Here is a 16,170-nt window from a genome sequence, read left to right on the forward strand (position 1 = left end):
TTAGTAGGTTGTTTGTTTTTGTTTCGCGCCTTGCTCATCCACTTTAAGCAACATTTCAGTCAAGCCCACGCTGCCTGGCCTGCTGGTGATAAGTAAAAGTATAAACGTAATGGCAGCGTTCACTATTATAAGTTCAAAGCCCATGGCATAGCCTGTCCAGGCAACGGAGTTACTATCGATGACATACGTGATAGCAGGAGAAATAAGGCAGATAAATGGCACGAACCTGTCTTTCACTGAACGCTTGTTTGCCATTCCAAAAGCAAACAGCCCGAGCAGCGGACCATATGTATAGCCGGCCGCCCTGAATATGGCATTTACAACGGAGTCGTCGTTTATCACCCTGAAAACAAGAATTACCAAAAGCATGATAACAGAGAAAGCTACGTGCACGATGTGCCGGGTATGAATCAACCCTGCATCATTTTTATCTTCCTTTTTATCAAAGCCCAGGAAGTCGACACAAAAGGATGTTGTTAAAGCTGTTAAGGCAGAGTCTGTGGTAGCAAAGGTTGCAGCCGTTAAGCCAAGCATGAAAACAATGGCCGGAATAATGTTCAGGTGGTTCAGCGCTATTTCCGGGAACAGGTGATCGGGTGTTCTGAGGGCCGTAACATCAATGCCGTTGGCAGCTGCATACTGGTACAGAAGCGCGCCTACGCTCAGGAAAAAGATGTTGATGAAGACAAACACCACCGTAAACGTCAGCATGTTCATCTGGGCTTCGCGGATATTCTTGCAGCTCAGGTTCTTTTGCATCAGGTCCTGGTCCAGCCCTGTCATGGCAATGGTTACGAAAATACCGCCGAAGAAATGCTTCAGGAAGTGGGTCTTGTTCCCCATAAAATCTTCCCAGAAGAACATTTTAGAGTAAGAGCTTTCTTTTACGGCCTCAAAGGTTTCCATCAGGTTCATGTTCAGGCTTCTGGAAATAAACCAGATGGAGAGGAGGACCGAGGAAAGCAGGAAAACAGTTTGAAGTGTATCTGTGATAACGATTGTTTTGAGGCCGCCCCGATGGGTATAGAGCCAGATAAGCACCAGGCAGATGGCAACGGTGGCCGCAAACGGGACATTCCAGGCATCAAAAATAAACTTCTGCAGTACAATGGCTACCAGGTAGAGTCTGAAAGCGGAGCCTATCACCCGGGAAACCAGAAAGATCATCGCGCCGGATTTATAGCTCCAGTAACCCAGGCGCTTCTCCAGGTAAGTATAGATAGAAATCAGGTTCAGGCGGTAGTAGAGCGGCAGCAGGATGGTAGCTATCAGCACAAAGCCGACGGCATTGCCCAGCACAAACTGAAAATACCCAAAGCTGCTGTTGGCCACAGCCCCTGGCACCGAAATAAACGTAACGCCAGACAAAGCGGTACCAATCATACCAAAGGCAACGAAGTACCATTTAGAATTACGGTTGGCAATAAAGAAACTGGAGTTATCGGACGCACCTCTGGAAGTGAGGTAGGAAATACCTATCAGCACGACAAAATAACCTATCAGAAAGGACAGAAGAACTATTGGAGACATAGGCTTATTTATTCAAAAGGAAATTAGAACCACACTAGATGAGGGCTGCATTCATTCCGGGTAACAGACGTTTTAGCAAGTATAAAAAGATATAATTGGCTTACCTACTCCACCGGCTCAGAAATTAGCCCAATAAGCCTAAGACGATATCAGGCTACCTTCAATCGCTTTCCGAACGCTGCCATACTTCTCTAAAAGCGCTGCCGCCGTTTTTTCATCTACAGCTGTTTCTGCCATAATCATGCGGACGCCGCGGTTGAAAAGCTTGTGGTTTGTCAGCTGCATGTCCACCATCTTATTTCCTTTCACTCTTCCGAGCTGAATCATCACGGTGGTGCTGAGCATGTTAAGGACCAGCTTCTGGGCAGTACCCGATTTCATGCGCGTAGAACCCGAAAGAAACTCAGGACCCACCACAACTTCTACCGGAAATTTCGCTTCTGCCGCCACCGGGCTGCCTGTATTACACACGATGCAGCCTGTCACAATGCCCTGCTCATTTGCTTTCCTAAGCCCGCCGATAACATAAGGTGTGGTGCCAGAGGCAGCCAGCCCTATCACTACGTCATGCGCATCAATACCATAGGCCTGCAGGTCTTTCCAAGCTTGCTCCGTGTCGTCTTCTGCAAACTCCACCGCTTTGCGTATAGCCGAGTCGCCACCTGCTATCAGCCCCACCACCCAATCGAAAGGCACACCAAAGGTTGGCGGGCACTCAGAAGCATCCACTACTCCCAGGCGGCCACTCGTTCCTGCTCCTATATAAAACATCCTTCCCCCTGCTTTCATTTTATCGGCAGCGGCAATGGCAAGCTTTTCTATCTGCGGGAGTGTCCTCTCCACTGCATAAGGAACAGTTTTATCTTCATTATTAATGTTCTCCAACATCTCTTTCACAGACATCTTCTCGAGATCATTGTAGCTGGATTCTTTCTCCGTTGTAATTTCCATTTCTAAGCGATTATGTATCTTCTTTTAAAGCTTCTTTATTCGGGCGTGTATTCTAAACAGGTTATTTTACCGTCCATTGTACTCACCACTACTTTATTCTTTTCCAGCGGCATCATCGTGTTCATCAGCCCATTGGAGCTTTTGTGCTGCCACAGCACCTCCCCGCTTTGCCTGTCGATGGCGCAGGCCATACCTGAATGGGTAGGCACGTACACCACCCCCTCATTCTCGACAATAGCAGAGGGAGCTAACTCGTACGGAAGCTGCAGAGCAGACATCCAGGCTATCTGCATCGCATCTGCCGTTGTGGATACACCATACAATTCACCGTCCATTGTTTTCACGTATACCAGCGAGCTATCTGCTGACAGGCCCATTGACTCCCGCACCCGGATATCCTGTATCTGCCTGCGCCACACAACCTGACCGGTATTGGCATCCAGGGACGTCATATAACGGTCAGGCGCCACGATAAACACTTTCCCGTTACTGGCGACCGGGTAACAGGCAGCTGGCGAGAACATGCGGTTAGGGGAGCCATTATTCCATTTCCAGGCTAATTTGCCTGTCGCGGCGTCCAGGGCATAAAAATCATTTCCCCAGTTTCCAAAGTAAACTTTTCCCTGGTAGAGAAGTGGCTTTGTCACCACAAAATTGTTGACCTGGTCAAAATCCCACAGGGTTTTACCATTCCGGAGGCCCAGGGCCCTGAAGTGGCCATCCGAGGCACCGATGTATACTACATCGTTTTCGATAACAGGCGAGCCTAAAACTGGCCCCGAGGCTGCTGCTTTCCACAGCAGCTTACCGGATGACGCCGACAGGCAGTAAACAGTATTGTCAGAAGAACCCACCACCACATACTTGCCTGCAATAGCCGGAGTAGAATATATTTTACCATTCGTTTTGTAAGCCCACTTCCGCTTTCCGTCTTTCTTACCCAGGGCATATACCCAGCCATTGGTATTGGTAGCGACAACAAGGTTTCTGCTTATAGCAGTACCTGCACCCACGTCGCTCTGGTCCTGGTACTCCCACACCACCTTTACCTTCGGATACTTCTGGTTCACAGCATAGGAGGGCCTGTGATAAGGGGTAGTATCGCTGCTGAAGGAATGATTGACCAAAGGCACTTCCAGCCACTTCTGCTGCGTTTGCACTACGGGCCTTCTTTCCTCAAAACTTGCCACACCATTGTGTATGGTTACAATATTGTATCCACCGGTACTGTCTTTCGCCCTGAGGTTGGAACGCCCCATCACGCTCGGAATGCCATCGTAAGTAAAGCGGCGGTTGTTGTGCCCGTGGCCGTGCAGGATCAGCTGCACATTCCGCTTCTTCAGCAGGTCGATAGAATCATACCAGTTATTCAGGGAGGAGTCCTGTGGGTAGTGGTTCAGGTAAATGACTGGCATGGCAGGGTCTTCCATATGCGTTAACACCGAATCCAGCCACACAATATTTTCCCTTGGCACCTGGCCCGGCCCCATGCGCATGTTAGGTCCGGAGCTGGTACCGGCAAACAGGTATCCGCCATGGGTAAAGGCAAAGGTCTCTCCGCCGAACACGGTTCTGAAACTGTTGCTGCCACTCTCTGACCAGTTGGAATCATGGTTGCCGGCGATGATGTACCATGGCTTCTGAAGACCATCCAGCACCTGCTTCGCCAGCTGAAGCTCTTGGTCGGAGCCAAACTCTGTAATGTCGCCCGTAATGACTGCGAAGCTGATAGAATCGTTTGCGTTGATGTCGTTGACGGTCCGCTGTAAATCCTCTTCGGAAGTATTGTTGCCAATGTGCGTGTCCGACACAAAAGCAAACTTAAACGACTGGGCTTTGCTCAGCGTAACCGAAAGCAGAAGCCCTGCCAGCAATCCGATGCTTTTTACAAGATTCATATAAGTTCTAATTCCTGAACATAGATTTAAGTAAAGCAGGTGCATAGAAACTATTTCGTATCCATCTCTAAAACAGCTTAGCCTCTAGCTCTGAACAAAACATGCAACAACATGCATACAAAAATTCATCATACTAATTTTAGAAGCTAAATTAATGAATAATAAGTTCAAAGCGCTGCACTTTTATATAATATTTAAGTAATAGTATGCACAAAAACGCAAATACAGATAATAAAATATAGCCGGAAAATAGCGAAAGGAGATAAGTAAATGATAGACAGCGTTCGCAGAGGCAGTAGTGCAATGCAGGCAATCAGAAGCACTATTGCACCTACCAAACCATCACCCTAAAATAGTTGGAAGGAGAGCTTTCATTCTTCATGCGGTCAATGGCAGTTACAACGTACTGGTAAGACTTCCCTCGACGAACATTCTTGTCGTGGAAGGCGGTAAAGTTGCTGTCAAAGCTGATTTTGATTATTTTCTCAGGCTTCCTCAGGTCAATCATCTCATTTTCGTCGAAGCGGTAGACCACGTATCCGTAAATATCACGCGCTTCCCGCTCCCCCTGTGGGCTATCCCATTTCAGTTTTGCCTTCCTGAATGGCTTAAAGAAAAGGAACCGCTTGTCCCGCAGGTTTTGAGGTCCTGCCGGAGCGTCATCATCCAGCCACTGCATCTGAGGTTGTAAAGCGGGATAACGGTAAAAGCTATGTTGAAGAGAATCTCTAAAGCCGGCCAGGTTGTTAGTCAGCGACCTGGAGCTGAAGAACACGCTTCCCTGCACACCCGGGTTCTCCCGTAAATAGCGCACCTGGTTAGGCAGCTGCTGTTTATCGCGCCAGCCGTCGCGGTCTTCCATCGCTCTGTATACCCCCTGCCCCACGTACACGTGCTTGCCGAAAGCATTGGCGCTCCACCAGTCCAGCAGCTTTTCGAAGGGAGCAGCAGGATAATGGAAGGGGAAGTACACCTGTGGGTTTACATAATCCACCCACCCTTCTTTTACCCATTTCCGTGCATCCGCATACAGTGCGCTATAACCAGAAAAGCCGTTACTTTCCGAACCTTCCGGGTCCTCAGCTTTATTACGCCAAATGCCAAACGGGCTGATGCCGAACTTTACATGTTTTTCTCTGCGTGTATACTGTCTGACAAAGCCTGAATCAGCACATCCACGTTGTTTCTGCGCCAGTCTTCGATGCTATCGAACCCGCTGTTGTACTGCTGGAAGGTTATAGAATCCGGCAAGGCTTCTTTTCCCGGATATGGATAGAAATAGTCATCGAAGTGCACCCCGTCTATGTCGTAATTCCTGACCACATCCATGATCACGCCTGTTATATAAGCTCTTACTTCCGGCAGGCCGGGGTTGAAGTACTTTTTGCCGCCGTAGGTAAAGAACAGGTCAGGCTGCGTGCGTGTAATATGCGCTGCACTTGTAAGCGAGTCTATCAGGTTATTGGTGGCTCGGTAGGGGTTAAACCAGGCATGCAGCTCCATTCCGCGCTTATGCGCTTCTTCAATGGCAAACTCCAGCGGGTCGTAGAATGGCTGGGGGGCCACGCCCTGCTTTCCGGTAAGAAACATGCTCCACTGCTCACGGCTTTTGGCGTAAAAAGCGTCTGTGGAGGGGCGGACCTGCAGCATTATCGCATTAATACCTGTTTTCTGATGTTCGTCCAGGATTTGAATAAGCTCCTGCTTCTGAACGCTTGATGTTGTGCCTGGCGCAGGCTTCGAGGGCCAGTCTATATTGCTGACAGTAGCTACCCAAACGCCTCTGAATTCTCTTTTAGGGGATAGCCCATTTTCCTGTGCATGGATCATGTTGGAAACCAACACAAGCATGAAAGGCCATACCAACTTCTTAATCATACCTAAATTTATCTGTTTTATGGGGTAAAAAGAAGCCCTCCAGGCTTTTCACCAGTGGAGGGCTTCTCTAGTTATGCTTTCTTTTACTCCCAACCTGGGTTCTGAGTCAGCGAAGCACCAGCGTCTTTGTACAACTTAACCTGGTCTAACGGAAGTGGGTCAAGGTAAACCTTCGGATCCGCAAATATCCGCTGCGACTCTGCTTTTGTGGACGGAATAATGTATCCTTCCTCTCCCTCTGATAGCACAACACTTGTATTCAGACCCGGGTATTCCGCTTTACTCACCCAGGCGCCCCTATTGATATCAGTGTTGGCCTGTGTGTCGGTATACTCCAGCTTCTTCCATCTTCTGAGGTCATCCAGTCTGAAGCCTTCCATCATCAACTCCACTCTTCGCTCGCGACGGATTTCCCAAATGACAGGAGAAACAGAAGGATCCCGCTGGGTATCATCATAGGAAATACCATTAACTGCCACTTGATCTCCGTTTACCTCCAGGGCAGGCATTCCTATTCCTGGTCTTGCCCGCAGCACGTTAACAGATAAATCCAGGTCTTGCTGTGTTAATGCCGGTCCACCTACAGTAGCCAATTCAGCAGCCGCCTCAGCATAGTTGATCAGGACTTCGCCATACCGGATAACGGGCGCATCAGTAGGATTCAGGTTTGAGCTTCCTTCGGGAATGTCTTTGATGGCTTCGTTTAAGAACTTGTGCGTGGCATAGCCGGAGGTAGAATGATTATTGGCTATCCCGTTCAGCCGCAACTCAGTGGTCACGAAAGTTTCTGCAATGCGAGGATCTCTGTTAGCCATTACATTTTCGATGCCTTTGTCACCCTGGTAAAGCGCAGAAACGCTGATGGGCAATCCGTCTTCAGCCAGATAAGCCTCCACAGCATCTTTGGAAACGCCCGTTTGTGGCTCTTTGTTATTATAGCTGTTCAAAGCGTGTGTCAGAATACCGGGCTCGTACTGTCTGTAAAGTATCACCTCAGGGTTTCCTGCCAGGTTAAGCGAGTTAAACACTGCTCTGTAATTGCCTAATGTATACTTCCCTGAGCTGATAACCTGCTCAGCCGCCCATTTAGCTGCCTCCAGGTATTCTGCTGCTTTAGCTGGGTTGTTGGCATGGTACTTCTGCCAGGTGCCTTCGAAAAGGAACACACGGGACATATAGGCAAGTACCACATTCCTGTTCACCGTTAAGCCGTTGGCACCATCAGCAACCCTGACATTTTCAGCGGCATGCCTGAAGTCGGCCAGTACTTTATCCATCACAAACGTGCGGGAATCGCGTGGCTTGTAGAGCTGTTCGGTGTCTGCTTCTGTTAGCTCCGTTTCAAGCCACGGCACATCCCCAAACTGGTTTACCAGGTCAGCGTATTCCATTGCCCGGAAGAAACGCCCGATACCCGTCCAATGGTTCTTCGCCTCATCGCTCATGGGCACATCCTGCACCCTGTCTATAAACACATTCGCTTTTCTAACCCACGCAAACGTCCAGCCACCGCCGGAAGCAGGCACGTTTTTCGTGAATTGTGCAGGGTTGGAGGGAGCAAAGTCATCGTTCAGGCTCTGCCCGGAAAAGTAGCTGCCCCAGGTGTAACCCGACCCGTAGCCCGTGAAATAAGCGGGATAAAACCCGTAGGAGAATGTTCTTACGTTCTCTTCGGTTGTCCAGTAAGTTTCGTCCGTTAGTTTATCAATTGGGGGAGTATCCAGAAAGTCGTCCTCACAACCAGCAAAGGTTAACGCACAGAAAAGGATGGCAAATATCTTAGTTTTCATCTCTATCTCAGTTTAAAAAATTAGAAGGTAGCCTGAAGGCCAAATGAGAATGTTCTACGGTAAGGATAAACACGACCAAAGGTATTCGGGTCGTTTAGTCCGGAGGAAGTGTAGTTTACTTCAGGGTCGATTGGCATGTCACCTAATTTGTCGAACTCAAAAAGGTTCTCTCCACTTACATACACGCGCAAGCGCTCAATTTTTACTTTTTCAGTGAGAGCAGTAGGTAGCGAGTAGCCGAATGTTACGTTCTTCATCCTCATGTAAGAAAGGTCGAGCAGGTACTTTGTTTGCGGCAGGAAGTTACGTGAACTGTTAGACATGCCTGCATCTGTTGGGCGAGGATAAAAGGCGTTTGGATTTTCAGGAGTCCAATAGTCCAGTTGGTGTGCGTACCATGCTTCCCCTGGTCTGTAGCCCGGTATAAAGATTGGTCCGTTTGCCCAAAAATCACGCTTACCCACACCTTGCACAAACATGCTTAAGTCAAAGCCTTTCCAGTCGGCTCCTAAGCGCAGACCGTACTGGTAGCGCGGCGTTGAATTACCGATTTTTTTCATGTCGCCATGGTCGTCAACAGTCTGTGAACCATAGTCAATCACGCCGTCGCCATTCAGGTCCTTGTATTTCACATCGCCCGGGCCGTAAAGGAACCATCCGCTTTCATACAGTGCCTGCGAAGGCACGCCATCATTCAGCACATAGCTTCCGTTTTCCAGCACAGGGTTTCCGTCTGCATCCAGTACAAAGTCATCTTTTGTAAAGAACCTGTCGGTTTCATATCCCCAGATTTCTCCCAGTACCATACCTTCATAGTAGTTTCTGTTTATAGCACCAATCGGGTTAGGCAGACCTAGTATTGTGTTCTCATATTTTGTTACCTTCTCCTGGAAATCAGACAGTGTACCGGTCGCATTAAAGTTAAGGCCATTGCCAAAGGAGTGGTTGAAATCAACTGCTAATTCCCAGCCGGTCGTCTGCAATTCACCATAGTTTCGTTTCGGAACGGAAGTTCCAAAAGTACTTGGCAGCGTTACACCCGGGCTATGCATATCGCTGATTGTTCTTTTGTACCAGTCGAATGTTACGGCAATTTTATCGTTCAGGAATCTGGAGTCAAGACCAAAGTCAAGTGTGCTCGCAGTTTCCCAGGTTAGGCTATATGGGAAAGCACCCGGAGTTCCTGCTGTGATCATGTTCACGCCTCCAACCAGCCAGTTTGATGTAGTAGGAGACATCAGCCTGTAGATATCGCCCAGATTAGCGTTCTGGTTTCCTATAGAACCCCATGAGCCTCTGAATTTAAGAAATGACAGCACCGGCTTAGAGAACTCCATGAAAGGCTCTTCGCTGATAACATAACCTGCTGACATAGACGGGAAGAATGCCCACTTTTTAGTAGGAGACAAGCGGGATGCGCCATCGTATCTTCCGTTAAACTCTAAGAGGAACTTGTCTCTGAAGGAATAGTTCAAACGGCCGAAGGCACCCAATGTGGCCCACTTATTACGGGCACCGTCTACAAACTGATCACCGGTGGCCAAATCTATCTCGCCTCTGTTAGGGTCCATCAGGTTCCGCTTCTGAGACATCTGGTACCAGTACTCATACACTTCAGCATCACCACCTGCAATTACTTTAAAAGAATGGTCGCCCAAATCTTTTACATAAGTGGCAAAGGCTTTTCCTACACTCCTGTTGCTCCAGTCTGAGTTGTACTGTACCCTGTTGAAAGCCGGACTGCTGTAAGGGGCATACGTCAAATCGGCCCCGGTTGCCCAGAAGTTATAGGCCGATAACACCCCACCTGTCTGGTGCTCGTGCGAGTTGTTATAAGTGTATGTATAGTCAGCGTCGATTGTTAAGCCTTCAAAAGGTCTTAGCGTTCCCCCAATATTCATGCGCGCCATAGAGGAAGCTTCATTATTCATTTTTGCCTGCTGCACTTCTGTAATGGCACTTCTGAATGGATGCCCCTCATAGGTGCCGTATGGGTACACCGCCGGCCATCGGTACAGGTAGTACCAAGGGTCATACGTCTCGCTTGAGAAATAGAAAGGCCGAGTGAATTCGCTCTTGGTGTAGAGCACCTTTGCCCGGGCATCAAACCAATCGGTTACAGTTGTGTTTACACCAACATTCAGGTTGTACCTGTTAAACTCATCGGGATTCACTTTTAACACCCCTTCCTGGCCCAGGTAGCCGAGGCCAAGGTAGTAGTTTGTCTTTTCGCTTCCTCCGGAAACAGACACATCATGCTTTTGCTGCGGTGTCCAGTCCCTCATAAACACCTCTCCCGGGTCCCAGGAACGATAGAAGAACAGGCGCCCGTCTCTTATTTCAAAATCACGCCCCAGCACCATCTCTTCTCCTAAATCCTGGCCGCCGTACTGCGCTTCCCACTCACGCATTTTGGTGATAGACGTCTGGTCAATATACATACCCACCACGCCAAACACGTTTGTAGAAGGGTTTGTCCTTTGCAAAGCCCTGAAAGCCACTTCTGCCCCATCAGCGGCAGGGGCAATTTCAGGTGTTGTAGTAGGAGCACTCCATGAGAAGTTATTGGAGTAAGACACTTTGGCTGGAGAATTCCTCTTACCTGTTTTAGTTGTGATTAGAATAACTCCAAAGGCGCCCCTGGCACCATAAATAGACGCAGAGGCAGCATCCTTCAAGACAGATATAGACTCGATGTCTTCAGGGTTTACCATTTGCAGGCTCGAAATCTCTACGTTATCAACCAGTATCAGCGGCTGCGCTCCGCTGGAGTTGCTCAGCGTACCTGCCATACCCCTTAAGCGGATATCAGGGTTCTGCCCTATGGCACCGCTTGCAGTAGTGATGGTTAAGCCAGGCGTTGTCCCCTGGAGACCACGGGCCACGTCTGTAATTGGCCTTGACTCCAGCACCTTGGTATCTACCGTAGACACGGCACCCGTGAGATTCGCTCTTTTCTGCGTGCCGTAACCTACCACAACCACCTCACTAAGGGTTTTGTTGTCAGGGCTAAGGGCTACATCAATCGTGTTCCCGTCACCCACGGTATGCTCCTGCGCAAGCATTCCGATATAACTGAACACCAATACCTCCCCCGGAGCAGCCTGGATACTGTACCGCCCGTCCACGTCAGCAGACGTACCGTTGGCTGTTCCTCTCACCACTACACTTACTCCCGGCAACGCTATGCCGTCTTCGGAAGCGGTTATCCTTCCGGTAATGGTCTTGCTTTGCGCAAAACCAGCCTGGGCGATACATATGCCCAAGGCAATCATCATAAACCGTAAAAACACTTTCATACTTTGAGTTTAAATAAGAATGGTTAAAATTTGAGCATCAGAATTTTCAATGCCAGGCTCTCATGGGCAGACGCCTGAAATCAAAGCATTCGCCATTATCGGATCAATACAAAAAGCCGTTCCTTACGGAGCAGCACCGTTTGTTCATATTCGTCTTTTTTTATTTATATTCATGAAGGTAGGCAGCATTAACTCTTGTTAGTTGACAAAGCTGCAGAAACATGCAGAATAATATTCATTTATGTTTTATACCATTCTTTTAATGTAACAGACCCTCCTGCATATAAAGCAGTATTATATAATTATATGTTTAGGGGGTTATAAAAACTTTGCTTTAACTAAAGCTTTCAAGTTGACTTTCTATACTTAGCCTGATGTGCTTCAAACTTACTTTACGCACAAACGCTGCCTTATCTTACAGGTATGCCAGCCATTGGCAGCTTTTAAAGCATAGTCTTTTTCCTCTTCTGCCTCAACTTAGAATAAATCTAATAAAATAAAATCAAAGTAAAAACATGTTTATGCATTTATTTTTTAAAAAAAGTATAAACCCGCAAAAAGAAAAGCAACACGCGTTTAAGAATTATTCAATTATGAGGTAATACTTCATCATAGAAATTCAACACAGAAATCAAACATGAAGCAGATATGCAATAACTATCCAGCGTGGTTAACAAAACGGCTTTTGGCTTTGCTTACATTTGCTGGCGCCGCAACCTTCGGGAGTCAGGGATAAAGCAGGTATTTTTTTCGCGTCTGCTTATACTGGTTCAGAGCTGGCTCCCAACTCTGACGAATTTCGTCTTCCGTTTTTCCGGCTATTATCTGCTCCTTCAGAAGGGTAGTGCCTGCCAGCTTGTTGAAGTTCCCCATTTGGTTGCTTTGCTTAAAATCGAAGAATTTCTCTTTAGCTGGATAAGCCTGGTACATCTCCATCAGCCACTTCAGGTTAAGCTGCCTGCTCTTCCGGAGATTTGCTATATCGTATTCTCTCAGATCCATTCCATAGCAAGCTTGGTTCTGGTGCAGCGGCGTTTCACTCATGCCTTTGATACCAACCGGGGTAAAAGAAAACGCATACTTGCCTTTCAAATCCGGATTGCCGAGTACCGTAAACGGAAAGTGCGTGCCGCGCCCCTGGCTGATAATAGTCCCTTCGAAAAGACATAAGGTAGGGTAAAGTAGTATGGATTGTGGCGTATTAAGGTTAGGGGACGGAGCAACCGGTAACACATAAGGCGTGTCGTGCGTGTAGTTCTTAATTTTCACGACACGGATTTTACACTGCGCCTTATTAGCCAGCCACCCCTCCCCGTTGATCATGTGCGCATATTCCCCGACTGTCATGCCATGCGCAACAGGAACAGGATGAATACCGATTCCGGACTTCAGGCTCATGTCCAGTATTGGGCCGTCTACAAGATAGCCGTTTGGGTTAGGCCGATCCAAAATCATCAACTCCACTCCATTATCCGCGCATGCCTCCATTACACGGTGCATCGTAATCGTGTAGGTGTAAAACCTGGCGCCTACATCCTGGATGTCGAAGATCATCAGGTCGATATCCTGAAGCTGCTCTTTTGTTGGCTTATTGTTTTTGCCATACAAAGACACTACTTCTATACCTGTTTTAGGGTCTATACTGTCATCCACTTTCACGCCTGCGCTTGCATCTCCCCGGAATCCGTGTTCCGGCCCGAAAATCCTGACAATATCCACCCCTAGTGACTTCAGGCTATCCACACTCGGTGTGTTGCCAATAATGGAAGTCGGATTCACCACCATACCCACTCTTTTACCTTTCAGATACGGCAGGTACTCCTCTATTTGGTCTGCTCCTGTTGTGATGCTGTTTGTCTCTGATGCAACAACGGCTTTTTCTGCACGAGGCACAGTGCCCTTGTTTTGCAAGCCCTGACTACACGCACTACTGAAGAAGAAGATAATTACCAGCGAAGCCAGAAGAGAGGAAATCGTTTTCATTTAAGAAAGATATTTTCAGTTTATAAAAAATCACAAAAGCGCACAAACAAGCAAGCAGAAAACGAACAGCAGCTAAACAGGTGTAAATTAGGTGTTTTAAGACTTAATAAGCTAATTTTTTATGCATTATATTTTAAAAATAAAGCAATAAACAGCAAACACAGCAGCATACATAGCATGCCTTTACTGCTGTGGCAGGTATTCTTCTGACTCAGAGCTTAAAACATTGCCGGACAACACACTATAGCGGGAACAATCCTTACTTTTGTGAGCATCCTTTTCAGAGACTTCTTCAGACAGCATAGTAGGCGCCCACCGCTTGCCTGTGCCTAAGCTCCTTTTCTGAATTCAGATATGTAAAGAAGTGTGGTTTCCGGAAGCTGGGTCGCCAGGGAAGACTGCCCTACTGCAGGAAGCTTGGCGCGACAGAATGCTATTCGACAGAAGGAGCCGGGTAACCGGCCTATAGCCAAAACAGAAAAGCATCTCCGGTTATGCACACCTTCGGCAGCTTTCTGGCAACTGTGATGTATAGTATGTGCAGGTGGTTCTTCTTTTATGAACCAATTTTCTTAGCACAGCGGTAAAAGGGAAAGTACACCAGGAAACTATATGATAATGAAAGCAAACGTTCAACACCATGACTTCTTTGGCGCTGCCGCTGCCGATATCAGCGACAATACAGACCTTCAGAAGTTTCTAGAGTCAAAGAAAGTGGACACAACGAGGTATGAAGCAGTCGGGGCCGGATTCTACGGCGGACATGAGGGCTCTTTCTCAGGCTTTATAATTTGCAAAGATAAGCAAAAGTCTACTGAGGACAGAGATCACATCATAAGGCTGTCTTTCGAAGAGGCAATAACCAAAGATGAGTTCTTTTCCTTGTTTAAGCGATTCGAAGTGCTCATTGCCTCAAAGGATGGCGGTTACGGGATAGCAGAAGTTAACGGAGAATTAGTTATTTCTAGGGATGAAGCATAGGTCTAAGGAAGGCAGTACTTCCTTAGACCTATGCCACCTACTATTCGGAGGCAAACATTAGCTTATTTGGAGCAACATGGCTAGAAACAGATTGGCTCTTTCATTGCTGTGTTGCGTTACCGTTAAAAATCTACCCAATCGGCCTCCGCATTCGACTCGATCAGAAAGTCCAGGTATTCATTCAGGGATAGCTCTATAAATTCGTTGATATCAAGGCAGTTTGTCAGAGGGTCATACCATGCCAGGAAGTTGAAATACCTTCCCTTTAGCCTCTGGCTGCCCGTCAGTTCCACCAGAGCATTGGGCTTCCCCATCTCGGCCCATGAGGCCTTGCCACGGCTTATCAAACCCGCGATATCCGTTTCTAACTGTAACCGCTGCCCCTCTGTCAGACGGTGCCGTTCGGCTAGTTTGCCGCTTGCTTCTATTCTGTCCATATTTTCTTCAGTTAATATGCTGAATATATAATATAAATTTCAAGACATAAAGCTTGTTATATTATATATTTTTCAAACATAGGTAGATTCCTTTGCAAAACAAGAAAAAAATAGAAAGAATACAAATAAAACGCCTTCTCTTCTGAGAAGGCGTTTTATTATATGAAACAAATTGCATGTGTTGAGATAAAAATCAATTCCTCCAGGTTGATCACATCAGGATACAGCTACAGAAACACCTTCGCTCAAGCTCATAGAGGAAGCCAATCCAGATAACTTCCGGAGATCACCATACTTCAGTAAAGAACCTGCCTAAGCAACAGAGAACCACAATGCGTCCCATTTCAAAACGCCTGGAAACGAACCGCCTTTGCTGCCAGAAAGTTCTGCTCTTTGACACATTGGTAATGAATGCTTTACATTCTGATTTCCCACGCCAAGGCACTGGCGCCCAGGATAGCAGCATCCGCTTCTTTTAGTTCACTGAAATTTAATGCTACCTTATTCTTAAAGACAGCCAGCAGATTCTTTTCCATGTGCTCCCGCACAGGGTCCATGATTAGGTTGCCGGCCTTGGTCACACCGCCAAAGAGGATAATGGCCTCCGGGGATGAAAACATCACAAAATTGGCCAGTGCTTCACCCAGTATCTGACCGGTAAAGCGATAGACTTCTTTTGCTACTTCATCGCCTTTCATGGCACACTCATATACAGCTTTCGAGTCAATAGCCTCTGAGGGATACTGTTGCAGCAAGCTCTCCCGGCCACTTTCTGCAATCATTTCCCTTGCCGTAAGGGTTATACCTGTGGCCGAAGCATAAGCCTCTAAAGTACCCTTCACCCCCGTAGACCAATGCTCTCTTCCTCCGGGGCGTATGATGGTATGTCCCAATTCACCGGCAAAGCCATCATGGCCATAAATCAACTGCCCGCCAGTTACGATGCCACTGCCCACCCCGGTGCCCAGGGTAATAACAATAAAGTCTTTCATTCCCCTTGCCGCACCATACATCATTTCGCCTACCGCAGCGGCATTGGCGTCATTGGTGATGGAACACGGTAAGCCAAACTGTTCGCTAATCATACTGGCAAAAGGAACAATGCCTTTCCAGTTCAGATTAGGAGAGTGCTCAATAGAACCGGTGAAGTAGTTGGCGTTGGGAGCTCCAATACCAACCCCTTTGATGTTTTCCTTACCTACTTCATCAATGATCGGAGAAAAAACAGCGTATAACGCATCTACGAACGCTTCTGCTGTTTCGTATTTGCTGGTAGACATTCTGCCGCTGTGGGTAATATCTCCTCGGTGGTTTACGATGCCGTATTTGGTGTTGGTACCCCCAATATCCACACCTATGGCGTATTGTTGTAAATTGTTGTTCATTAATTTAATATTGATGCTAGCTGCAACTTCTTAATAGT

Annotated in this window: 11 protein-coding genes; 1 reads left to right on the forward strand and 10 read right to left on the reverse strand. The window is 47.4% G+C overall.

Features of this window, described 5'->3' with window-relative positions:
* The 8 genes from DXT99_RS20380 to DXT99_RS20410 all read right to left on the reverse strand — a co-directional run bounded on the left by DXT99_RS20380 (position 1) and on the right by DXT99_RS20410 (position 13,329).
* Complete coding sequence (locus DXT99_RS20380) at positions 1-1,530, reverse strand: sodium:solute symporter (protein ID WP_115567441.1); 1,530 nt, start codon at positions 1,528-1,530, stop codon at positions 1-3.
* A 138-nt stretch (positions 1,531-1,668) separates the two neighbouring features.
* Positions 1,669-2,499, reverse strand: coding sequence for an N-acetylmuramic acid 6-phosphate etherase (gene murQ / locus DXT99_RS20385; protein WP_394851336.1), 831 nt, complete (start codon positions 2,497-2,499; stop codon positions 1,669-1,671).
* A gap of 17 nt (positions 2,500-2,516) precedes the next feature.
* Positions 2,517-4,379, reverse strand: coding sequence for an outer membrane protein assembly factor BamB family protein (locus DXT99_RS20390; RefSeq protein ID WP_115567443.1), 1,863 nt, complete (start codon positions 4,377-4,379; stop codon positions 2,517-2,519).
* Positions 4,380-4,710: 331 nt separating this feature from the next.
* Positions 4,711-5,574 carry a glycoside hydrolase family 10 protein gene (locus DXT99_RS27755; RefSeq protein ID WP_220273423.1) on the reverse strand — a complete coding sequence of 288 codons (864 nt, stop codon included), beginning with the start codon at positions 5,572-5,574 and terminating at the stop codon, positions 4,711-4,713.
* A complete protein-coding gene (locus DXT99_RS27760; RefSeq protein WP_220273422.1) occupies positions 5,502-6,257 on the reverse strand; it encodes a glycoside hydrolase family 10 protein in 756 nt (251 codons plus the stop codon). The genes DXT99_RS27755 and DXT99_RS27760 overlap by 73 nt, the downstream gene beginning before the upstream one ends.
* Before the next feature lie 83 nt (positions 6,258-6,340).
* Positions 6,341-8,047 (reverse strand): RagB/SusD family nutrient uptake outer membrane protein, encoded by a 1,707-nt coding sequence (locus DXT99_RS20400; RefSeq protein ID WP_115567444.1) that lies wholly within the window; start codon positions 8,045-8,047, stop codon positions 6,341-6,343.
* A 20-nt stretch (positions 8,048-8,067) separates the two neighbouring features.
* The gene (locus DXT99_RS20405) at positions 8,068-11,346 is read right to left on the reverse strand and encodes a SusC/RagA family TonB-linked outer membrane protein (RefSeq protein WP_115567445.1); all 3,279 of its coding nucleotides are present in this window, start codon (positions 11,344-11,346) and stop codon (positions 8,068-8,070) included.
* Positions 11,347-12,072: 726 nt separating this feature from the next.
* Positions 12,073-13,329: an exo-beta-N-acetylmuramidase NamZ family protein gene (locus DXT99_RS20410; RefSeq protein WP_115567446.1), complete on the reverse strand. Its 1,257-nt coding sequence runs from the start codon at positions 13,327-13,329 to the stop codon at positions 12,073-12,075.
* Positions 13,330-13,947: 618 nt separating this feature from the next.
* Here DXT99_RS20410 and DXT99_RS20415 point away from each other — a divergent pair.
* Positions 13,948-14,310, forward strand: a complete 363-nt coding sequence (locus tag DXT99_RS20415; protein ID WP_147294266.1) for a hypothetical protein — start codon at positions 13,948-13,950, stop codon at positions 14,308-14,310.
* Between the two features lie 122 nt (positions 14,311-14,432).
* On the opposite strand, the gene DXT99_RS20420 is transcribed toward DXT99_RS20415, so the two are convergent.
* Entirely contained in the window at positions 14,433-14,747 is a 315-nt protein-coding gene (locus DXT99_RS20420) for a hypothetical protein (protein WP_115567448.1), read from the reverse strand.
* Between the two features lie 416 nt (positions 14,748-15,163).
* Positions 15,164-16,132, reverse strand: coding sequence for an ROK family protein (locus tag DXT99_RS20425; RefSeq protein WP_181885203.1), 969 nt, complete (start codon positions 16,130-16,132; stop codon positions 15,164-15,166).
* Between the last annotated feature and the right edge of the window lie 38 nt (positions 16,133-16,170).

It is taken from the genome of Pontibacter diazotrophicus, from assembly GCF_003367245.1.
In the GTDB taxonomy this organism is placed as follows: domain Bacteria; phylum Bacteroidota; class Bacteroidia; order Cytophagales; family Hymenobacteraceae; genus Pontibacter; species Pontibacter diazotrophicus.